This window comes from Kitasatospora sp. NPDC018619 (genome assembly GCF_044391605.1).
In the GTDB taxonomy this organism is placed as follows: Bacteria; Actinomycetota; Actinomycetes; order Streptomycetales; family Streptomycetaceae; genus Kitasatospora.
On sequence record NZ_JBISAI010000003.1, the window covers coordinates 169,869 to 191,102 of the forward strand.

At 74.8% G+C, this 21,234-nt stretch carries 18 protein-coding genes; 14 read left to right on the forward strand and 4 right to left on the reverse strand.

Annotated features, from left to right (window positions below; all coding sequences use genetic code 11):
• Window positions 1-244: 244 nt before the first annotated feature.
• The gene (locus ACH5AR_RS05765) at window positions 245-892 is read right to left on the reverse strand and encodes a TetR family transcriptional regulator (RefSeq protein WP_224284690.1); all 648 of its coding nucleotides are present in this window, start codon (window positions 890-892) and stop codon (window positions 245-247) included.
• Window positions 893-1,341: 449 nt separating this feature from the next.
• On the opposite strand from ACH5AR_RS05765, the gene ACH5AR_RS05770 reads away from it, so the two are divergent.
• Window positions 1,342-3,708 (forward strand): PQQ-binding-like beta-propeller repeat protein, encoded by a 2,367-nt coding sequence (locus ACH5AR_RS05770; RefSeq protein ID WP_396300132.1) that lies wholly within the window; start codon window positions 1,342-1,344, stop codon window positions 3,706-3,708.
• Window positions 3,709-3,756: 48 nt separating this feature from the next.
• On the opposite strand, the gene galE is transcribed toward ACH5AR_RS05770, so the two are convergent.
• Window positions 3,757-4,743 carry a UDP-glucose 4-epimerase GalE gene (galE, locus tag ACH5AR_RS05775; RefSeq protein WP_396300133.1) on the reverse strand — a complete coding sequence of 329 codons (987 nt, stop codon included), beginning with the start codon at window positions 4,741-4,743 and terminating at the stop codon, window positions 3,757-3,759.
• A gap of 175 nt (window positions 4,744-4,918) precedes the next feature.
• On the opposite strand from galE, the gene ACH5AR_RS05780 reads away from it, so the two are divergent.
• Window positions 4,919-6,064, forward strand: coding sequence for a S1C family serine protease (locus tag ACH5AR_RS05780; RefSeq protein ID WP_396300362.1), 1,146 nt, complete (start codon window positions 4,919-4,921; stop codon window positions 6,062-6,064).
• Between the two features lie 130 nt (window positions 6,065-6,194).
• Here ACH5AR_RS05780 and ACH5AR_RS05785 read toward each other — a convergent pair whose 3' ends face one another.
• A complete protein-coding gene (locus ACH5AR_RS05785) occupies window positions 6,195-7,334 on the reverse strand; it encodes a sensor histidine kinase (RefSeq protein WP_396300363.1) in 1,140 nt (379 codons plus the stop codon).
• Between the two features lie 371 nt (window positions 7,335-7,705).
• Between ACH5AR_RS05785 and ACH5AR_RS05790 the strand changes: the two genes are divergently transcribed.
• The 11 genes from ACH5AR_RS05790 (at window position 7,706) to htpX (ending at window position 18,742) form a co-directional block, all read left to right on the forward strand.
• Window positions 7,706-8,122, forward strand: coding sequence for an NADH-quinone oxidoreductase subunit A (locus ACH5AR_RS05790; RefSeq protein ID WP_396300134.1), 417 nt, complete (start codon window positions 7,706-7,708; stop codon window positions 8,120-8,122).
• Window positions 8,113-8,760 carry an NADH-quinone oxidoreductase subunit B gene (locus ACH5AR_RS05795; protein ID WP_396300135.1) on the forward strand — a complete coding sequence of 216 codons (648 nt, stop codon included), beginning with the start codon at window positions 8,113-8,115 and terminating at the stop codon, window positions 8,758-8,760. Before ACH5AR_RS05790 ends, ACH5AR_RS05795 begins: the two co-directional genes overlap by 10 nt.
• Complete coding sequence (locus tag ACH5AR_RS05800) at window positions 8,757-9,809, forward strand: NADH-quinone oxidoreductase subunit C (RefSeq protein WP_396300136.1); 1,053 nt, start codon at window positions 8,757-8,759, stop codon at window positions 9,807-9,809. The genes ACH5AR_RS05795 and ACH5AR_RS05800 overlap by 4 nt, the downstream gene beginning before the upstream one ends.
• Window positions 9,806-10,765 (forward strand): NADH-quinone oxidoreductase subunit NuoH, encoded by a 960-nt coding sequence (gene nuoH / locus ACH5AR_RS05805; protein WP_396300137.1) that lies wholly within the window; start codon window positions 9,806-9,808, stop codon window positions 10,763-10,765. The genes ACH5AR_RS05800 and nuoH overlap by 4 nt, the downstream gene beginning before the upstream one ends.
• Window positions 10,762-11,319 (forward strand): NuoI/complex I 23 kDa subunit family protein, encoded by a 558-nt coding sequence (locus tag ACH5AR_RS05810; protein ID WP_396300138.1) that lies wholly within the window; start codon window positions 10,762-10,764, stop codon window positions 11,317-11,319. Before nuoH ends, ACH5AR_RS05810 begins: the two co-directional genes overlap by 4 nt.
• Window positions 11,316-12,020 (forward strand): NADH-quinone oxidoreductase subunit J, encoded by a 705-nt coding sequence (locus tag ACH5AR_RS05815; protein ID WP_396300139.1) that lies wholly within the window; start codon window positions 11,316-11,318, stop codon window positions 12,018-12,020. The genes ACH5AR_RS05810 and ACH5AR_RS05815 overlap by 4 nt, the downstream gene beginning before the upstream one ends.
• The gene (gene nuoK, locus ACH5AR_RS05820) at window positions 12,020-12,412 is read left to right on the forward strand and encodes an NADH-quinone oxidoreductase subunit NuoK (RefSeq protein ID WP_396300140.1); all 393 of its coding nucleotides are present in this window, start codon (window positions 12,020-12,022) and stop codon (window positions 12,410-12,412) included. Before ACH5AR_RS05815 ends, nuoK begins: the two co-directional genes overlap by 1 nt.
• Window positions 12,409-14,469, forward strand: coding sequence for an NADH-quinone oxidoreductase subunit L (locus tag ACH5AR_RS05825; protein WP_396300141.1), 2,061 nt, complete (start codon window positions 12,409-12,411; stop codon window positions 14,467-14,469). Before nuoK ends, ACH5AR_RS05825 begins: the two co-directional genes overlap by 4 nt.
• Before the next feature lie 53 nt (window positions 14,470-14,522).
• Window positions 14,523-16,079 carry a NuoM family protein gene (locus ACH5AR_RS05830; protein ID WP_396300142.1) on the forward strand — a complete coding sequence of 519 codons (1,557 nt, stop codon included), beginning with the start codon at window positions 14,523-14,525 and terminating at the stop codon, window positions 16,077-16,079.
• A gap of 56 nt (window positions 16,080-16,135) precedes the next feature.
• Entirely contained in the window at window positions 16,136-17,680 is a 1,545-nt protein-coding gene (locus ACH5AR_RS05835; protein ID WP_396300143.1) for an NADH-quinone oxidoreductase subunit N, read from the forward strand.
• A gap of 198 nt (window positions 17,681-17,878) precedes the next feature.
• On the forward strand, window positions 17,879-18,742 hold the full coding sequence (htpX, locus tag ACH5AR_RS05840) for a zinc metalloprotease HtpX (protein ID WP_396300144.1): 864 nt from the start codon (window positions 17,879-17,881) through the stop codon (window positions 18,740-18,742).
• A 105-nt stretch (window positions 18,743-18,847) separates the two neighbouring features.
• Here htpX and ACH5AR_RS05845 read toward each other — a convergent pair whose 3' ends face one another.
• Window positions 18,848-20,302 carry a PLP-dependent aminotransferase family protein gene (locus tag ACH5AR_RS05845; protein WP_396300145.1) on the reverse strand — a complete coding sequence of 485 codons (1,455 nt, stop codon included), beginning with the start codon at window positions 20,300-20,302 and terminating at the stop codon, window positions 18,848-18,850.
• Between ACH5AR_RS05845 and ACH5AR_RS05850 the strand changes: the two genes are divergently transcribed.
• Window positions 20,301-21,209 carry a DMT family transporter gene (locus tag ACH5AR_RS05850; protein ID WP_396300146.1) on the forward strand — a complete coding sequence of 303 codons (909 nt, stop codon included), beginning with the start codon at window positions 20,301-20,303 and terminating at the stop codon, window positions 21,207-21,209. The genes ACH5AR_RS05845 and ACH5AR_RS05850 overlap by 2 nt on opposite strands.
• Window positions 21,210-21,234: the final 25 nt, after the last annotated feature.

Genomic DNA, 21,234 nt, shown 5'->3' on the forward strand with positions numbered 1-21,234 from the left:
GCGCTCCCCGCCGGGGGGGGGGCGCGGGGGGGGGCGCGAGGCCCCCGCCGGGCCGGGGTGGGGGGGGGCCCCCCCGCCACCGGGGGGGGGGGGCCCCCCGGGGGGGGGGGCCCCCCCCACCGGCATGTCTGGCGCGCGTGCGGTACGTCGGCGGACCTCCCCCGAGGACACGGCCGCCGTCCGTCGTTCCCCGGACAGGAGGCCGGGGCTGCGCGCGGAGCGGATGGTGGGTGGGGGACGGTCCCTACTTGGGCGCCTTCTTGCCGGTGACGCCCAGGTACACCAGGGGAGCGAGGTTGGGCTTGAGATCCTTGACCTTGACGCCCCAGGAAGTGAAGGCCTTCTGGTGCTCGGCCGCCGAGGCGAGCAGCGAGACCAGCGCCCCGGCCACGGCGTTCGGGTCCAGCGACTTGTCGGCCTGACCCTTCGCCTGGAGTTCCTTGACGGCCTCCGCGAGTGGCTTGGCGACCGCGTTGAGGACCGTCATGCGGATCTTGAAGAACCGCTTGTCCCCTTCGGCGGCACCGAGCGTGACCACTCGGAGAATGGCGTCGTTCTTGCGCCAGAAGGCGAGGAATCCGTCGACCAGTTCTTCCGAAGTGGTCGGTCCGGACTTCCCTGCCCAGGACTTTCCGGCCACCAGCTCTTTGAGCTGGTCGGCGTCCTTGGCCATTTCCTCGGCGATTTCGAGGACAGCGCCCTCGACATCCGGGAAGTACTGGTAGAAGGTCGCGGGGGAGGTACCCGCCATACGGGCGACGTCGATGACCTTGACGTCCCGATAGGGCGACGTGCTGAGCATCTCGCGGAGGCAGTCGAGCAGCTTCTGCCGCGTCTCCTGTCCGCGTCGCCCGGCGACGCGACCGTCGACGGTGCGAACTTGTCCTGTCATGCCGTCAGCTTACCGTGGCACGATCTTGGCGCGATTCGGTGATGCGACTATTACTCCGCACGGGGGGCGGTATAGCGGCATGAACCACTTCGGACGGATATTCACCGGGGCCTCGAAGCCCTTGTTGAAGCCCCCCCGTGTGCTTTTGACCTCACAGCGTGACGGCGAGTCCGCTGAGGGGTGGTCGGGTGACGGAGCGTGACGATGGCTGAAGGGTGCGGGACCGTCCGGAAGCAGACGGTCCGGGGCTCCGGGCGCAAGCCGACCCCGGAGCGGGCGTCAGGATCCGGCCGTTCCGTCCCCGCTGGTCAGCGGCCCGTCCGGGGCGCCGTCCGGGCCCGGACGGCGGGCTCCGGGGAGTGGGGGAGGTTGGATATGCGCGGGACGGCATTGGAGAATCGGGTCCGGCACCACGCGGCGGGTGCGGACAACGGGGAGGTGGCAGCGGAGTGGACCAGCTGACGGCGCACGATCCGAGGCGGATCGGGCCCTTCGAGGTGCTGGGGCGGCTCGGCGCGGGTGGGATGGGGCTGGTCTACCTGGCGCGCTCCGCGTCGGGGCGGCGGGTGGCCATCAAGACCGTGCGGGGTGAGCTGGCCGAGGACGAGCTGTTCCGGGTCCGCTTCGCCCGGGAGATCGCGGCGGCCAAGACGGTCGGCGGCTTCTACACGGCGGCGGTGGTGGACGCCGACGCGGACGCCCGGGTGCCCTGGCTGGCCACCGCCTACATCCCGGCCCCCTCGCTGGAGGACCTGGTCGAGGACTGCGGCCCGCTGCCGGTGGAGGCCACCCGCTGGCTGGTCGCCGGCATCGCGGAGGCCCTCCAGTCCATCCACGCGGCCGGGCTGATCCACCGCGACCTCAAGCCCTCCAACGTCCTGGTGGTGGAGGACGGCCCGAAGGTGATCGACTTCGGCATCGCGGCCGGGGTCTCCAGCACCCGGCTCACCATGACCAACGTCGCGGTCGGCACCCCCGCCTACATGTCCCCCGAGCAGGCCAGGGACAGCCGTACCGTCCGGGGCGCCAGCGACGTCTTCTCGCTCGGCTCGCTGATGGTCTTCTGCGCCACCGGGCACCCGCCCTACCGGGGCACCAACCCGGTCGAGACGGTGTTCCAGCTGCTGCGCGAGGAGCCGGACCTCACCGGCATGCCGCCGGAGCTGATGGACCTGGTCCGCGCCTGCATGCAGCAGGCCCCCGAGCGCCGGCCCACCCCGGCGCAGATCCAGGCCGAGCTGGCGCCGCACCTCTTCTCCCGGGACGACGCCTCCGGCGAAGCTGGGGACTGGCTGCCGGCCAACGCGCTGGAGCTGATCGAGCGCAAGCGGGGCCGGCGGCCGGCCGCCCCGCCGCGCCCGGCGGCCGATCCGGCACCGCCGCCGCGACCGCCGGCGCCGCCCTCGCACGTCCCGCCGCAGCACCTCGGGCCGGCCGACCCGCGCACCAACCCGGGCGGCCGGCACGCCCAGCCGCCGGCCGGCCCGGTGCACAGCCTGGCGCGCCCGGGGCTCGGCCCGGAGGGCGAGCCCCCGACCGCGAAGATCGCCTCCCCGAACCGGCACCGGGCGCCCACCGGCGGCGCCGTCGAGGTGCAGCTCTCCGGCGCCTCGGTGCGGATAGGCCCGGGGCCGCGGGCCGAGCACGAGCAGCCCGGCCCGAGCACCGCCCCGGCCACGACCGACTGGGTCCGCCGGGCCCCCGCCCCGCCGCCCCCGCCGGTCGCCCGCTGGCGCCCCTGGCGGTTCCGGATGTCCAACGACGTGTGGGGCACCCCGGTGGTCGCCGACGGCACGCTGTTCGTCTCCAGCTTCGAGGTGCACGCGCTGGACATCGCCTCCGGCGAGCGCCGCTACAAGACCCGGGACGTCGCCTGGGCGCTCGCGGTGGACGCCGGCCTGGTGCACGCCGCGGACGGGCCGCACCTGTACACCGTGGACGCCGCGGACGGCACCGAGCGCTGGCGCACCTCGCTGGACGGCTGGGTCTACTCGCTCTCCGCCGCCGACGGCGTGCTCTGCTGCGGCATCAGGGGCGGCGGCGTCCAGCTCCGCTCGGCCGTCGGCGGCGCCGAGCTGTGGCGCGCCGACGACGCCCAGCAGGACTACGAGAACCCGCAGTCCGGGCCGGTCCTGGTGGGCGGCGCCGCCTACTACTACGGCGGCGGGCGGCTGCGCTGCGTCGACCCGCGCGGTGCGGGCCTGCGCTGGTCCTTCCCGGTCGGCGAGGACGTCCCCTCGCACCCGGTCGAGCGCGGCGGGGTGCTGTACCTGTCGGCCGGCACCCGGGTGTACGCGCTGGACGCGGCCACCGGGGCCGAGCGCTGGCGCTTCGAGGCCCCGGTGGTGCTGTTCACCCCGCCCGCGCTGGACGCCGACGCGGTCTACGTGGCCGACTACCTGGGCACCGTCCACGCGCTGGACGCGGCCACCGGCCTGGACCGCTGGCGCGGGGTCACCGGCCGCCGCCAGGGCGCCGACCCGGTGGTGGTCTCGGACGGCATGGTGCTGGTCGGCAACGGCGAGGTGCTGTACGCCTTCGAGGCGGCCACCGGCCGGGAGCGCTGGCGCTACACCGCCCGCGGCGAGATCGTCGGCTCCCCGGCGGTGGCCGACGGCCTGGTGCACCTGGGCAGCCGGGACCACTCGCTGCACACCCTGGACCTGGCGAGCGGTCAGCTGCGCTGGGAGCTCGGCACCAAGGGCGAGCTCACCGGCTCCCCGGTGGCGGTCGGCGGCCGGGTCTTCGTCGGCTCCAAGGACCGCTGCGTCTACGCGCTGGACGCCTTCTACGGCACGGCGGTGCCCGCCCGCTGAACCGCGGGGCGGACACCGCCGGACGGGCCCCGCCCGGGGCCCGTCGGCTCAGGCCCTGCGGGCCCCGGGGTGGCGGCTGCACCAGCCGTCCCACGCCGAGGAGACCATCTCCGTCACGTCGTGGCGGGCGCTCCAGCCCAGCTCGCGGTGGATCAGGTCGGCGGAGGCCACCACCCGGGCCGGGTCGCCGGGGCGGCGCGGGGTCACCTCGGCGGCGGTGTCGTAGCCGGTGACCTTGCCGATCACCTCCAGCATCTCCTTGACGCTGACGCCCTCGCCGCGGCCGATGTTCAGCACCAGCCGGGTCGCGCCGGCCGGGTCGGCGGCCATCCGCTTGGCGGCGGCCACGTGCGCCGAGGCGATGTCGGAGACGTGGATGAAGTCGCGGACGCAGGTGCCGTCCGGGGTCAGGTAGTCGTCGCCGAAGATCCGCGGGGCCTGGCCGGCGGTGAGCCGCTCGAAGACCATCGGGATCAGGTTGAACACCCCGGCGTCGGAGAGCTCGGGGGAGGCGGCGCCGGCCACGTTGAAGTAGCGCAGGGCCACGGTGGACATGCCGTACGCCTGGCCGGCCGCGGCGACCAGCCACTCGCCGGCCAGCTTGGTCTCGCCGTACGGGCTCATCGGGGCACAGGGCGTGGACTCGGTCACCAGGTCGACGTCCGGCATGCCGTAGACCGCGGCGGAGGAGGAGAAGAGGAAGCGCTTCACCCCGCCCTCGGCGGCCGCCTCCAGGACGGTCTGGAGGCCGATCATGTTCTCGCGGTAGTACAGGAACGGCTGCTCGACGGACTCGCCGACCTGCTTCTTGGCGGCGAAGTGCAGGATGCCCTCGACGCCGTGCTCGCGGATCGCGGCGTCCAGCGCGGCGCGGTCCAGGGTGGAGCCCTCGATCAGGGGGACGCCGGCCGGCAGCCGGGAGGCGTCGCCGGTGCTGAGGTCGTCCAGGACGGCGACGCGCTCCCCGGCGTCGAGCAGCTGTCGGACGACGTGTCCGCCGATGTATCCGGCACCGCCGGTGATCAACCAAGTCATGTGCCGATCCTAGGCGTTCGGAATCGATCGCCACGTTCGGGCGAGTCGAGGCAGCAAACCGGACAAAACGGTGAAAAGCTGACCAGGATTTCCGTGCACTCATGCCCGCGCCCCCTCGGCGCGGTGACGGATCGGAGGCAGCCAGGTGCGCCGTCCCAAGGAACACACCCGCCCCCTGCCCGCCGGGCCGCGGCCGACCGGGCCGCGGGCGCCGTCCGGGCGGCTGCCGGGAGCGGCCGCGGTCGCGCTGGCGGCGGCGCTGGCGCTGGCCGGGTGCAGCAGCACCGGCTCGCCCTCCTCGTCCACCGTCGCCGCCACCGGCTCGCCCTCCGGTTCCGCGCAGCCGGCCGCGACTTCCGGCCCGTCGAACGGCGCGACCCAGCTCCAGGAGGCGTACCAGGCGGTGATCGCCAACGTGCTGCCCTCCGTGGTGCAGATCACCACCGGGGACAGCCTCGGCTCCGGGATCGTCTACGACGACAAGGGCGACATCGTCACCAACGCCCATGTGATCGGCACCGCGAAGTCCTTCACGGTGACCCTCGCCAACAGCACCACGACGCTGGACGCCGGCCTGGTCGCCAGCTACCCGGACTCCGACCTCGCGGTGATCCGGCTGAACAACCCGCCGGGCGGGCTCAAGCCCGCGAGCTTCGGCGATTCGAGCAAGGTCCAGCTCGGCCAGATCACCCTCGCCATGGGCAGCCCGCTGGGGCTCTCCAGCAGCGTCACCCAGGGCATCGTCTCGGCCACCGGGCGGACCGTCTCCGAGCCCCAGGGCCCCGGGTCGCCGGGCGCCACCATCGGCAACATGGTGCAGACCTCGGCGGCGATCAACCCGGGCAACAGCGGCGGCGCGCTGGTGGACCTGAACAGCAAGGTGATCGGCATCAACACGCTCGCCGCGACCGAGCCGCAGACCAACGGCGCGGCCGCCCCTGGCATCGGCTTCGCCATCCCGGCGAGCACCATCACCAACATCGCCGACCAGCTGATCAAGCAGGGCAAGGTCACCAACTCCGGGCGGGCCGCCCTCGGCATCACCGCCCGGACCAGCTTCAACCAGCAGTTCCAGCCGGCCGGCGCGGTCATCGTGGCGGTCGCCCCGGGCGGGGCGGCGGCCTCGGCGGGGCTCCAGGCCGGCGACGTGATCACCCGGATCGGCGACACCCCGGTCGACTCGCTGAACGCGCTCACCACCGCGCTCGCCTCGCTCACCCCGGGCACCAAGGTCACCGTCACCTACACCCGGGACGGCAACACCAGGACGGCCGACGTCACCCTCGGCGAGCTCCAGTCCGCCCAGACCTCCTCGCCCTGAGCCCCGGTACGGCGCCTCCGGCCCGCACGCCGCGCAAGGGCCCGGCGGGCCGGGGGCCGTACCGGACCGGCGCCGGTGCCACGTCCTCGCCCCGACGCGGCACCGGCGCCCTGGCGTTCCCGCCGGAGGGTCAGCGGCGGGCGGTGCGGGTGCGCCAGGGCAGCTCGACGGTGACGGTGGTCGGGCCGCCCTCGGGGCTCTCCACCAGGAAGACCCCGTCCACCGCGCGGATCCGCTCGGCCAGCCCGGCCAGGCCGCTGCCCGGGTAGGGGGCCGCGCCGCCCTTGCCGTCGTCCTGGACCAGCACCATCAGCTGGTCTTCCGAGCGCCAGACCTCGACGGAGGCGGAGCGGGCGCCGGCGTGCTTGGAGACGTTGGTCAGCAACTCGCTGACGGTGAAGTAGGCGATGCCCTCGACCGCCGAGTCCGGGCGCTCGGGCCGGCCGTCCGCACCGGCCAGGTCGACGTTCACCCGGACCCCGCCGGGGACGGTGCAGCGGGCGGCGACCGCGGACAGCGCGGCGTCCAGGCCGCGGTCGGTGAGCACCGCCGGGTGGATGCCGCGGGCCAGGTCGCGCAGCTCCTGGAGGGCCAGCTTCACCTCGCCGTGGGCGTTGTCGACCATCCGGGTGGCGGCCGCGATGTCGTCCTCGGTCTCCACCTCGCGCAGCCGCTCCTTGGCCATGCCGAGGTCCATCGCCAGCGCGACCAGCCGGGCCTGGGCGCCGTCGTGCAGGTCGCGCTCGATCCGGCGCAGGTCGGCGGCCGCGGTGTCGACCACGGTGCCGCGGTCGTCCTCCAGCTCGCGCACCCGCTCCGCCAGCGCGCCCGGGAAGAGCAGCGACTCGATGAGGATGCGGTCGACCGCGGCCAGCCCCCGGACCACCCAGGGCAGCAGCGGCCAGAGCACCACCACCGAGACCAGGGTCAGGGTGAAGCTCAGGATGCCCCAGGGCAGCATCAGCAGGTTGTAGAGCGCCGAGCGCCAGTTCAGCAGGTCGGTGAGGTGGGCGATGGTGTAGCCGACCACGCCCGGGCGGCGCGGCCGCACCGGCTGCGGCTCGTCGATCCCGGAGCCGTACGCCGACCGCGCCCGCCGCCGGCCCAGCGCCCCCAGCGACCGCGAGACGGCCAGGCCGCCCGCCAGGATCGGCAGGCCGACGACGGTGACCGACAGGCCCAGGCCGACCGAGAGCGCCAGGACGGTCACCACGAAGCCGACGGCGCCGAGCGGGAAGTTGAGCATCAGCCGCCCGACCTGGTGCCACATCCGCGCGCCGTACAGCGCGGGGCGTGCCGTCCGGGCGTCCTGATCCTCGACGGCGCCCTCGGTGTGGTGGTGCAGCGGCTTCATCGGATCTACCGTCCCTCTTCCTCGTGCGGCCGGACCAAGCTTCCCGAACCGCGGGCGGTGGACGCCATGGGGGTGATACATCTTCCCGGCCGGGGGTTAACCCCACCCCGGGCCGGGCCGCCGGACGTCCGCGGGGGTGTCCAGCGGCCGTCTTGCGGAGCGGGCAGGGTTCGGGCGCAGCGGAGCGGTCCCCTTAGACTCACGCTTTGGCCGAGGTTGGGCCGGTGGGAGCAAACGTCGTAGAACTGTCCTGAGGGCGGGTTCACGGCCGAGGTGGAGGCGAAGGCATGGAGGGGAAGCACGCGGCTGTCGTCGCGGCCGACCCGGCGGTCGGCAGCGGCTACTTCGACGCGTACGCCGCGATGGGCCTGCTGGCCGTCGTCGGGGTGCTCTTCGTCGCCGTGGCGTTCACCGCCAACCGACTGCTGCGGCCCGTGGTGTACTCGCCCGAGAAGCTCCTCGCGTACGAGTGCGGGGTCGATCCGGTGGGCGAGGACTGGGCGCACACCCAGATCCGCTACTACGTGTACGCCTTCCTCTATGTGATCTTCGCGGTGGACGCGGTCTACCTGTTCCCCTGGGCGACCGTCTTCGCCTCCGCCGGCTACGGCGCCGGGACGCTGGTCGAGATGTTCCTGTTCATCGGCTTCCTCGCGGTCGGGCTGCTCTACGCCTGGAAGAAGGGCGTTCTGGAATGGACGTGACGCACTCCCACTCGCACGGCGGCGCCGAGGGCGGCCCCGTCCCGCTCGGCCTGCCGGACCCGGCGCGCCCCGGCGCCGTCGAGCGCCGCGGCATCGGCCCGCTGGCCCGGCTCGCGCCGGACCCGGTCAAGGTGGTGCTCAACTGGGGGCGCCGCTACAGCCTGTGGTGCTTCAACTTCGGGCTGGCCTGCTGCGCGATCGAGTTCATCGCCGCGTCGATGGCCAAGCACGACTTCATCAGGATGGGTGTCATCCCGTTCGCCCCCGGCCCCCGGCAGGCCGATCTGATGATCGTCTCGGGGACGGTCACCGACAAGATGGCGCCCGCCGTCAAGCGCCTCTACGAGCAGATGCCCGAGCCGAAGTACGTGATCTCCTTCGGGGCCTGCTCCAACTCCGGCGGACCGTACTGGGACTCGTACGCGGTCACCAAGGGCGTGGACCAGATCATCCCGGTGGACGTCTACGTGCCCGGCTGCCCGCCGCGGCCGGAGGCGCTGCTCCAGGGCATCCTCAAGCTCCAGGAGAAGATCGCCGCCGAGTCCCTGCCGGACCGCTACACCGCGCCCGCCGCGGCGCTGCGCCGTCCGCCGGTGGCCGGGCCGTCGGCCGGCACCGGCGAGGGAGGGGTCTCGTGACGTCCGCCGAGCAGTACGCGGCGTCGGTCGGGGAGTGGGCGACCGGCGCCGAGGCGTACGGACTGGTCACCGTCGACGTCCCGGCCGAGCACTGGATCGAGGCGCTCACCAACGCCCGGGACGTCCTGGGCCTGGGCTTCTTCGACTGGCTGAGCGCCGTCGACGAGCTCGCCGACGGCTTCTCCGTGGTCGCCCACCTGGCCGCCGCCGGCGCGCCGGGCGTGCGGCACCTCGCGCTGCGCACCCGGCTGCCGCGCGCCGGGGCGGCGCTGCCGACCGCCGTTTCGGTGTACGCGGGTGCCGCCTGGCACGAGCGCGAGACGCACGAGATGTTCGGCATCGACTTCCCCGGGCACCCCCACCTGGTCACCCTGCTGCTGCCGGAGGGCTTCGAGGGGCACCCGCTGCGCAAGGAGTTCGTGCTCGCGGCCCGGGTCGCCAAGGACTGGCCGGGCGCCAAGGAGCCCGGCGAGTCCGACCACGGCGGCGGGCCGGCGCGGCGCAAGATGCAGCCGGCCGGTGTGCCGGACCCGAACGAGTGGGGGCCGCTCAAGGGCACCCTGCCGCCGGTCGCCGAGCGGCCCGCGCGCGGTGTGCGGGCGGCGGGGGCGGCGGCGCGGACGCCCCGGGCGGCCGGTGCCGCTGCCGGTGCGGGTGCCGAGGGCGGTGCTCCGGTGCGGGCGGACCGGCCGCGGCGGACGCGGTCGGTCTCGGAGGGATCGGCGAGCCAGGAGGCCGTCGAGGCTCCGGCGGCCGCTCCGGGCGGGGGTGCCCCGCCGGTGCGGGCGGACCGGCCGCGGCGGACCAGGTCGGTCTCCGAGGGCTCGGCCAGCCAGACGGCCGCCGGGCCGGCCGCCGAGCCGGCGGCTCCCGCCCGTCCCCGGCCCGCCGACGCGCCGCGGTCCTCCGACGCGCCCTGGCACAACCCGGTGCCCGCCCACGACGGGAAGCCGGACGGGCCGGACGTGCCCGCAGGGCCCGCGGAGCCCGTCGAGCAGCAGGACGAGACCCCGGCCGGACCGGCCGCGCAGGACGGAGACGGCACGTGAACCTGCTCGACACGGTGCTGCGCTGCGTCGCCACCCTCGTCGTCTTCCTGGTCTTCCCGCTGGTCATCGGCCAGACCGAGCACAAGGTCATGGCGCACATGCAGGGCCGGCTCGGCCCGATGTACGCGGGCGGCTTCCACGGCTGGGCGCAGCTCGTCGCGGACGGCGTGAAGTTCGCGCAGAAGGAGGACATCGTCCCGGCCGGGGCGGACCGCCGGATCTTCCGGCTGGCGCCCGCCGTCTCGCTGCTGCCGTACCTCTTCGTGCTGCTGGCGATCCCGGTCGGCCCGGACGGCTTCGTCGGCCAGGCGGTCGACGCCGGCCTGTTCTTCGTGCTCGCCGTGATGGGCGTGGGCGTGATCGGCAAGCTGATGGCCGGCTGGGCCTCGGCGAACAAGTTCTCGCTGCTCGGCGGCCTGCGCACGGCCGCGCAGCTGATGTCCTACGAGCTGCCGATGGTCCTGGCGGCGGCTTCGGTGGCGATGGCCGCCGGCACGCTGTCGCTGCCCGGGATCGTGGACGCCTGGGAGTGGTACTGGCTGCCCTGGCAGCTCATTGGCGCGTTCGTCTTCTTCACGGCCGGCCTGGCCGAGCTCCAGCGCCCGCCGTTCGACATGCCGGTCGCCGACTCGGAGATCATCTTCGGCGCGTACACCGAGTACACCGGCCTGCGGTTCGCGCTGTTCCTGCTGTCCGAGTACGTGGGCATCCTGGTGGTGTCCGGGCTGACCGCGGTGCTCTTCCTGGGCGGCTGGCACGGGCCGCTGCCGGACCAGCTCGGCTGGCTCTGGACGATCCTCAAGACCTTCGCGCTGGCCTTCGTGGTCATCTGGCTGCGGGTCACCTACCCGCGACTGCGCGAGGACCAGCTGATGCGCTTCGCGTGGACGGTGCTGATCCCGCTCGCGCTCGTCCAGCTGGCCCTCACCGGCATCATCAAGGTGGCGATCTCATGAGTTTTCCCGGTGCCGGGCTGGCCAAGGGGCTGGCCGTGACGCTGCGGACGATGACCCGCAAGAGCGTCACCGCGCAGTACCCCGACGTGCAGCCGGTGCTGCCGCCGCGGTCGCGCGGCGTCATCGCGCTGCTGGAGGAGAACTGCACGGTCTGCATGCTCTGCGCGCGCGAGTGCCCGGACTGGTGCATCTACATCGACTCCCACAAGGAGACGCTGCCGGCCGCCGAGCCGAACGCCCGGGCCCGCACCCGCAACGTGCTGGACCGCTTCGCCATCGACTTCTCGCTCTGCATGTACTGCGGGATCTGCATCGAGGTCTGCCCCTTCGACGCGCTGTTCTGGTCGCCCGAGTTCGAGTACGCGGAGACCGACATCCACGAGCTGACCCACGAGCGGGAGAAGCTCCGCGAGTGGATGTGGACCGTCCCCGCGCCGCCGGCCCTGGACCCGTCGGCCGAGGAGCCCAAGGAGATCGCCACCGCCCGCAAGGCGGCGGACAAGCTGGCGGCGGCCGCCGCCGCGGCCGTCGAGGAGAAGGGTGACGACGCGTGACCGGTGCCGCCACGCTCCTCGCGGCGACCGGCTCCCTGGAGCCGGCCGCCCGTTCGTTCCTGTCCCCGACCGGCCAGGAGATCGTCTTCCTGCTGGTCGGGATCGCCGTGCTCGGCTCGGCCGTGGTCTCGGTGACCACCAGGCAACTGGTGCACGCCGCCCTGTGGCTGGTGGTCGCCCTCGGCGGGCTGGCGGTGGAGTTCCTGCTGCTGACGGCCGAGTTCATCGCCTGGGTGCAGGTGCTGATCTACCTCGGCTCGGTGGTCGTCCTGGTGCTGTTCGGGCTGATGCTCACCAAGGCGCCGATCGGGCGCTCGCCGGACGCCGACTCGAAGAACCGCCCGGTGGCGCTGGTCGTGGCGCTGGCCGCGGCCGGAACGCTGGTCACCCTGGTCGTCGACGCCTTCCGGACCTCCTGGATCGACCTCGGCCAGGGCGGCGGCTCGGCCGCCGTCACCGGGGCCAGCCTGTTCCGGCACTGGGTGCTGCCCTTCGAGGCGCTGTCGGTGCTGCTGCTGGCGGCGCTGGTCGGCGCGATCGTGCTCTCCCGCGGCGGGCGGCGGCGGGTGCCGGCGCCCCGGGCGGGCCGGCTGCGCGCCGGTCGGCCGGTCGGTTCCAACGGGACGGTCGCCGCGACCGCGCCGAAGGCGGAGCCGGCCCCGGCCGCCGCCGAGCCGTCGACCCCCGAGCAGGAGGGCTGATGCACCTCGTCTACCCCGCCGTCCTCGCCGCGCTGCTGTTCGGCGTCGGCGTGTACGGCGTGCTCGCCCGGCGCAACGCCGTCCTGGTGCTGATGTCCGTCGAGCTGATGCTCAACGCCGTCAACCTCAACCTGGTCGCCTTCGACGCCTGGCTGCGGGACTCGCTGCACGCCGGGCAGGCGCTCACCCTGTTCACCATCACCGTCGCCGCCGCCGAGGTCGGGCTGGGGCTCGCCATCGTGCTGCTGCTGTTCCGGGCCCGGGGCACCGCGGACATCGACCGGGCCACCGCGCTCGGCGACCCGGCCGAGGCGCACGCCGTCGAGGAGGCGCCGCTCGGCGCCGGGCCCGCCACCGGAGCCGAGGCACTGAAGGGCCGGGCCACCGCATGAACCTCGCCCTGCCCGTACTCGTCCCGGCGCTGCCCGCGCTGGGTGCCGCCGCGACCCTCGCCGTCGGGAAGAAGGCCCCCGGGCTGGCCCGGCCGCTGGCGATCGTCCCGGTCGCCGCCGCGGCGGTGCTCGCCCTGGTGGTCGCCCTCCAGCTCGGCACCGGCCGGACCCTGGACGCCGCCACCCGGCTGACCCCGACCGGGGGCCCGGACGTCGCGCTCGCGCTCCACCTGGACGGCTTCGCCTCGCTGATCTCGGTGCTGGTCGGCGTGGTCGCCACCTGCGTCCAGGTCTACTCGACCGCGTACCTCAAGGAGGACCCGCGCTACCCCTCGTACGCGGCGCTGGTCTCGCTGTTCACCGCGGCGATGTTCCTGGTCGTCTACTCGGGCGACCTGATCGTGCTGCTGGTCGGCTGGGAGGTGATGGGCCTGTGCTCGTACTTCCTGATCGGCCACCACTGGGAGAGCGCGGACGCCCGCTCGGCCTCGCTGAAGGCCTTCCTGGTCACCAAGCTCGGTGACGTGCCGTTCCTGTTCGGGATCTTCCTGCTGGGCGCGGACGCCGGCAGCTTCCGCGTCCCGGACGTGCTGGCCGCCGCGACCGAGGGCAGGCTCGGGCACCCGACGCTGACGGCGCTGCTGCTGCTCGCCGGCGTGGCCGGCAAGAGCGCGCAGTTCCCGCTGCACACCTGGCTCCCGGACGCGATGGCCGGCCCGACGCCGGTCTCCGCGCTGATCCACGCCGCCACCATGGTCGCGGCCGGCATCTACCTGGTCGCCCGGCTGCTGCCGGTGTTCCTGCTGTCCGGCGCGGCGCTGGTCGTGCTCGCGGTGGCGGCCGCCGTGACGATGATCGGGTCGGCGCTCTGCGCGCTCGCCCAGGACGACCTCAAGCGGGTGCTGGCCTACTCCACCGTCGGCCAGCTCGGCTACATGGCCGGCGCGCTGGCCAGCGGGGACCGCGAGGCCTCCGTCTTCCACCTGGTCAGCCACGGCGCGTTCAAGGCGCTGCTGTTCCTGGCCGCCGGGGTGGTGATCCACGCCGCCCACACCAACTCGCTCTCCGCGATGTCCCGCATCCCGGGGCTGCGCAAGCGGGTGCCGGACGCCTACTGGACGACGGGCATCGCGCTGGTCGCCCTGGTCGGGCTGCCGCCGTTCTCCGGCTTCTTCAGCAAGGAGGCGGTGCTGACCGCGGCCGAGCACGCCGCCAACGGCGACGCGCTGACCAACGGGCTCGGCCCGGCCTCGGCGGTGCCGCAGGCGGCCGGGTGGATCGTGCTGATCTCCGCCGGGCTCACCGCGCTGCTCACCGCCGCGTACGCCACCCGGCTGTTCCTGGTCGCGTTCCACAGCCCGGCCGGGGCCGCCGCGGCCGCACCGCAGGTGCTGCCGGCCGCCGACCGGGCCACCGTGGCGGCCGACCACGAGGCCGGCGCGCCCTACTCGCCCGAGCTCGACGAGGCCGACCCGGCCGCCGCCGAGCCGCCCGCGATGCGCTGGCCGCTGTGGGTGCTGGCCGTGCCGACGATGGGCTTCGGTGTCCTCGGCCTGCGCTCGGACTGGCTGCCCGCGCTGCTGGACGGCGGCTCGCTGCGGCCCTCCGCCGTCACCGCCGTCACCGGGACGGGGCTCGCCGCGGTCGGCGCCATCGCCGCGTACGGCGCCTGGCGCGCGGCGACCGCCCGGCTGGGCACCGGGCAGCCGGCCCCGGCCGCCGCGGGCAGGGTGCCCGGGCAGGGCGGCGCCCCGGCCGCCGAGGTGATCGTCGCCGACCCGGGACGCACCCTGCTCGGCCCGCTGTTCGACCCGGCCCGGCACGGCTTCGGCGTCGACCGGCTCCACCACGCGCTGTTCGTCCGCCCGGTGGGCGCCGCGGCCAGGCTGGTCCGCTTCCTCGACCGCGAGGTCGTCGAGACCTACGTGCGCGGCAGCGGGGCGGGTGCCAACCTGCTCGGCCGGGCCGTGCGGCTCGCGCAGACCGGCAACGCGCAGACGTACCTCAGCGCCCTGCTGGCCGCCGTCGTCCTGCTGGCCGTCCTGGTGGCGGTGTAGCCGGTGCTGCTGTCCTCGACCCCCGTCCCCTCGACCGCTGCCGGGAGCCCCCGATGAACGCAGTCCTCATCGCCCTCCTGGTGGTGCCGCTGCTCGGCGCCGTGCTCACCCTGGCGCCGGTGTTCGGGCCGGACCGGGCCGTGGCCGACCGGCGGGCCCTGCGGCTGAACACCGTCGTCACCGGCGCGGTGCTGCTGCTCGCCGTCGCACTCGCGGCCGGCTTCGACCACGACGAGCCCGCCCGGATGCAGGCCACCACCGACGTGGAGTGGATCCCGGCCCTGCACGTGCGCCTCCACCTCGGCGTGGACGGCGTCTCGCTGCCGCTGGTCGTGCTGACCGCGCTGCTCACCTTCCTCTGCGCGCTGTACTCGGAGAAGCGGCTGCCGGGCGGCGGGTCGGTGCCCTCCGCGCAGGCCTTCGCCGGGCTGTTCCTGCTGCTCGAAGTCGGCATGCTGGCCACCTTCGCGGTGCTGGACCTCCTGCTCTTCTTCCTGGCCTTCGAGATCGTGCTGATCCCGATGTACTTCCTGATCGCCCGCTGGGGGAGCGGCGCGAAGGTGCCGGCCGCCAACCGCTTCATCCTCTACACGCTGCTCGGCTCGGCCGTGATGCTGCTCGGCTTCCTGCTGATCGGCAGCAAGGCCGGCACCTTCGACATGCAGGCCCTGGCCGCCGCGCACGGCACCGGCCTGAGCCACACCACCCAGGTGGTCGCCGCGCTGGCGGTCCTGGTCGGGCTCGCGGTCAAGGCGCCCGCCTGGCCGCTGCACAGCTGGCTGCCCGACGCGCACACCGCCGCCCCGACGGTGGGCTCGGTGCTGCTCGCCGGCGTGCTGCTGAAGATGGGCACCTACGGCCTCGTCCGTGTCCTCCTCCCGGTCGTGCCGGACGGCGCCGCCACCCTGGCCCCCTACCTGGGCGCCTTCGCGGCCGTCGGCATCGTCTACGGCTCGCTCGCCTGCCTCGCGCTCTCCCGCCCGGGCGCCAAGGGCGACCTCAAGCGCCTGGTCGCGTACTCCTCCGTCGGCCACATGGGCTTCGTGCTGCTCGGCATCGCCTCCCTCACCCCGGTGGGCGTCAACGGCGCGCTGTTCGCCAACATCGCGCACGGACTGATCACCGGCCTGCTGTTCTTCGTCGTCGGCGCGCTCAAGGACCGCTACGGCACGGCCGACCTCGACACCCTCGCCGGCACCACCGGCGCCGCCCTGTACGGCCGGGCCCCACGGCTCGGCGTGCTGCTCGCCTTCGCCGCCGTCGCCAGCCTCGGCCTGCCCGGGCTGGCCGGCTTCTGGGGCGAGCTGCTCGCCATGTTCGGCGCGTTCGACCCGGCCGCGGGCCTCTCGCGCCCCGCGTTCGTCACCTACATGGTCCTGGCCGGCCTCGGCACCCTCCTCACCGCCGCGTACCTCCTGATCGTGGTCAAGCGCGTCTGCATGGGCGACCCGGCGCAGCCCGCCCCGGCGGCCGAGCTCGCCGACCTGCGCCCGTACGAGGCCGTCAGCTGGACGCCGCTGGCGGCGCTCACCCTGCTCGCCGGCCTCTGGCCCGCGCTGCTGCTCGGCCTCTCCGACCCCGCCGTCAAGCACCTCCTCGGGGGTGGCTGACCGTGCTCGCAGCCCAGACCGCCGCACTCGGACCTCACTCCACGGGGCAGCACACTGTGACCTCCCTCGCCGTAGCCAACCCGGGCAGCCTGATCCAGTCCGTGGACTGGGTGGCGATCGCGCCCCCGCTGATCGCCGCCGTGGCCGCCGTCGCCGTGCTGCTCACGGACCTCTTCCTGCCCGAGCGGCACAAGAGGTGGCTCGGCCGCCTCACCGCGGCCGGACTCGCCCTCGCCCTCATCGCGCTCCTTCCCCTCACCGGATCGTCACCCCGGGCGACCTTCTGTGTGCAGAACGTAGCAGGAGGGTCTGACAACGGCGGCTGCTCGTACGTCGCCGACCACTTCGCCCTGGTGTTCCAGCTGCTCGCCCTCGGCGGCGCGCTGATCGCGGCGCTGCTGTCGGCGCACACCGTCGAGGACGAGAAGCTGCCGCGCGGCGAGTACTGGTTCCTGCTGCTCTCCAGCGCCACCGGTGCCGCCCTGCTGCCCGCCTCCCGGGACCTCGCCACCATGGTGATCGCCCTGGAGGTCGCCTCGCTGCCCGCCTTCGCGCTGGTCGCGCTGCGCCGGGACGGCCGCGGCGCCGAGGCCGCGTTCAAGTTCTTCGTCTCCTCGGTGACCGCGACCGCGGTGATGCTGCTCGGCGTCGGCTTCGTCTACGCGGCGAGCGGCAGCCTGCACCTGGGCGCCGTCGCCGAGGGCCTGGCGCACGCCCCCGGGCAGCTCAGGCCGCTCGCCGAGGCCGGGGCGGTGCTGACCCTGGTCGGCTTCGCCTTCAAGGTCGCCGCCGTCCCGTTCCACTTCTGGGTGCCCGACACCTACACCGGCGCCCCGCTGCCGGTGGCCGGCTACCTCTCAGTGGTCGGCAAGGCGGCCGGCCTGTCCGGGCTGGCCCTCGCCACCACCGTCGCCTTCCGCCCGTACGCCCACACCTGGGGCCTGGTGCTCGCGGTGCTGGCCGCCGTCACCATGACCGTCGGCAACGTCGGCGCGCTGCGGCAGCGCTTCGACACCCGGTACAGCGCGGTGCGGCTGCTCGCCTGGTCCTCCGTGGGCCAGGCCGGGTACCTGCTGGTGCCGCTCGCCGCGGCCGGCTACGCGCCCACCGGCGCCGACCCGCTCGGCGCCACCGCCGCGTACGCGCTGATCTACGGCGTGGTGAACCTCGGCGCCTTCGGGGTGGTGGCCGCCGTCGACCGGCGACCCGGGGTCGGCGTGGACGACTTCCGCGGCCTGTTCGCCCGCAACCGCTGGACGGCGCTGGCGCTCGCCTTCTTCCTGCTCTGCCTGGCCGGGCTGCCGCCGGGCGTGATCGGCCTGTTCGGCAAGGTCGTGGTGTTCCGCGCGGCGGTCGACGCCGGGCTGGGCTGGCTGGCCGTGGTGATGGCCGTCAACGTGGTCGTCGCCCTGTCCTACTACCTGCTGTGGACGGCCCGGCTGTTCGCCCCGGCGGACGAGGCGCGCGGCGGGGAGCCCGCCGCCGGGCAGCGCCTGCCGGCGGGCCTCGCCGCGACGCTGGGGCTCACCGCCTCGGCCGCCGTGGTCCTCTCGGTGGCCCCGCAGCTGGTCCTCCAGGTGGCGGGCGGCTCGCTGTTCTGAGCCCCGACGGGCCGGACCGGGGGTGCGGCCCGGGCGGCCCCGGGCGGCGGCCCCGGTCGGTGCCGCGGCGGTGGCGGGGCCCCGGTCCGGCGGTGTCGCGTCGGTCACAAGGGAACAAGGTCCCCGGCCCCACCCGTTGACCGGGCAAGAGGGACGAGGCAGAAAGGGCTTCCCCACCGCACCACTGGAGGGCCTGACGTGCACAGCCGGCACAACGGACTGAGGACCGCCGTCCTGCTCGGAGGCCTTTCCGCGCTGATCCTGGTGATCGGCAGCTTCTTCGGCCGCACCGGCTTCGTGATCGCCCTGCTGGTCGCCCTCGGGACCAACGCCTACGCCTACTGGAACAGCGACCGGATCGCGCTGCGGGCCATGCGGGCCCGGCCGGTCAGCGAGTTCGAGGCCCCCGGGCTGTACCGGATCGTCCGCGAGCTCTCGACCTCGGCCCGCCAGCCGATGCCCCGCCTCTACATCTCCCCGACCGAGGCGCCGAACGCCTTCGCCACCGGCCGCAACCCGCGCAACGCGGCGGTCTGCTGCACCGAGGGCATCCTGCGGATCCTGGACGAGCGCGAGCTGCGCGGCGTGCTCGGGCACGAGCTGAGCCACGTCTACAACCGGGACATCCTGATCTCCTCGGTGGCCGGGGCGCTCGCCTCGGTGGTGATGTTCCTGGTGAACTTCGCCTGGCTGGTCCCGTTCGGCCGCAACGACGACGAGGACGGCCCGGGGCTGTTCGGGATGCTCGCCATCATGATCCTCGGCCCGCTCGCGGCCGGGCTGATCCAGATGGCCGTCAGCCGCTCCCGGGAGTACCAGGCCGACGCCGACGGCGCCCGGATCACCGGGGACCCGCTGGCCCTCGCCGACGCCCTGCGCAAGCTCGACGCCGGTACCCGCCGGCTGCCGCTGCCGCCGGAGCCGCAGCTGCAGACCGCGAGCCACATGATGATCGCCAGCCCCTTCCGGCCCGGCGAGGCCGGCGCGAGGCTCTTCTCCACCCACCCGCCGATGGCCGAGCGCATCGCCCGCCTGGAGCGGATGGCGGGCTACCGGCGGTAGCGGGCGGTCCTCCCGGTCGGACCGTCCTCCCGGGCCGTCCTCCCGGCGGTCCATCCGGCCGTCCGACCCGGGCCGGGCACTCCGGGCTGTCCCCCGGGCCGGGCGTCAGCCCGCCGTCTCCTGGTAGGCCAGGCGCAGGCGGTGGACGCCCTCGGCGACCTGGGCGGAGCTCTCCGCGGCGGCGTAGCTCAGGCGCAGGTACGGGGCCGGGGGCTCGGCCGGGTGGTACGGGCGGCCGGGGGAGAGCTGGACGCCCGCGCGCAGGGCGGCCCCGGCGAGGGCGGTGTCGTCGACACCGTCCGGCAGGCGCAGCCACAGGTGGTAGCCGCCGGGGCGGTGGGCGCCGAGGACGCCGGGCAGCTCGCGGTGCAGGGCGGCGACGGCGGCGGTGCGGCGGTCGCGCAGTTCCGCGCCGAGGGTGCGCAGGTGGCGCGCCCAGGCCGGGTCGGCGACCAGCTCCAGGGCGGTCTCCTGGAGCGGCCGGGGCACGAAGAAGCTGTCCACCACCTGGGTGGCCCGCAGCCGGGCGAGCGCCGGGCCGCGCGCGCTGAGGGCGCCGATCCGCAGGTTGGGAGAGGCCGCCTTGGTCAGCGAGCGCAGGTGCACCACGACCCCGTCCCGGTCGTCGGCGGCCAGCGGGCGGGGCAGCGCGGGGGCGTCCGCGTGGACCAGCAGCCGGGCGAAGTCGTCCTCGACCACGAAGGCCCCGGCCGCCCGGGCGATCCGCAGCACCTCCGCCCGCCGCCCGGGGGAGAGCACAGCGCCGGTGGGGTTCTGGAACAGCGGCTGGCAGACGAAGACCCGCGCCCGGGTGGCGGCGAAGGCGTCCGCCAGCAGGTCGGTGCGCACCCCGTCGGCGTCGACCGGGACGGGGACGGGCCGCAGTCCGGCCGCCCGGACGACCGCCAGGATGCCCGGGTACGTCGGTGACTCGACCAGCACCGGGGAGCCGGGCGCGGCGAGCGCCCGCATGGCGACGGTCAGCCCGCTCTGCCCGCCGGCGGTGATCAGGACGTCCCCGGCGCCGACCGGCCCGCCGTGCCCGCCGATGTCGCGGGCGAACCAGCCGCGCAGCTCGGTCAGGCCGTCGGTGGGCGGGCGGTCCCAGGCGCCCGGCCGCCGGCCCGCCCGGGCGAGGGCCGCGGCGAGCAGCCGTTCGGGCAGCAGCGCGGAGTGCGGGTAGCCGCTGTTGAGGTCGACGACGTCCGGCGGGGGCACCCGGAGGGTGTCGAACACCGGGACGGCCAGCAGGTCGCGCGGGCCGGAGTCGGCGCTGAGCGCGATCTGCTGCCAGGAGAGGTCGCCGGTGCGGCCGGCCGGCGGGGCGGGGACGGCCGGGGCCGCGGCGAAGGCGGCCGCCCGGAACACCCCGGCGCCGGGCCGGGAGACCACCAGACCCTCGGCGACCAGCACCGCGATGGCCCGGGAGACCGTCACCGGGCTGACCTGGTGGCGCTCGACCAGGGCGCGGCTGGCCGGCAGCTTCCGCCCCTCCGGGTAGCGCTCGACCTCGCGTCGCAGGATGTCGGCGAGTTCGGCCACACTGCTACGCTCGTTCATGACAGCACACGATAGCGCTACCCTGCCGCAGGCGATAGCACCTCGCCGGGCGAGCGCCTCGGGCACCGCCCTCGCGGCCCTCGGGGTGGCCTCCTTCTCGCTCACCTTCCCCGCCACCGCGTGGGCCCTGACCGGCTTCGGCCCGTGGTCCGCGACCGGACTGCGCGGCGTGCTGGCCGCACTGCTCGCGGCGCTCTACCTGGCGGCCGTCCGCGCCCGGCTGCCGCGGCGGGGGCAGTGGCCCGGACTGCTGGTGGTCTCGGCCGGCTGCGTCCTCGGCTTCCCGCTGCTCACCACGCTCGCCCTCGGCACCTCCTCGACCGCCCACTCGGCGGTGGTCATCGGCGTGCTGCCGCTGGCCACGGCGGTGGTCTCGGCGCTGCGCACCGGCCGCCGCCCGTCCCGGGCGTTCTGGGCGGCGGCGCTCGCCGGGGCCGCGGCCGTCCTCGTCTTCACGCTGGTCCAGAGCCACGGCCGGCCGACCCTCGCCGACCTCTACCTGTTCGCGGCGGTGCTGCTCTGCGCCGCCGGGTACGCCGAGGGCGGGCGGCTCTCCCGGGACCTGCCGGGCGGACAGGTGATCGCCTGGGCGGTGCTGGTCGCGCTGCCCGCGACACTGCTGACCGCGGTGCTCGGACTGGGCGCCGAGCCGGTGCGGCTCGGGGCGAAGGCGCTGGTCGGGCTGGGGTACGCGGCGGCGGTCTCGCAGCTCGGCGGGCTGGTGCTCTGGTACCGGGGGATGGCCTCGATCGGGGTGCCGAGGGCCAGCCAGCTCCAGCTCGCCCAGCCGCTGCTGACGCTGGTCTGGTCGGTGCTGCTGCTCGGCGAGCGGCTGCCGGCCGCCGCGCTGCCGACCGCGGTGGTGGTGCTGGTCTGCATCGCGCTGACCCAGCGGGCCCGGACCTGAGCGGGGCGGGCCCGTGTCCGGTCGG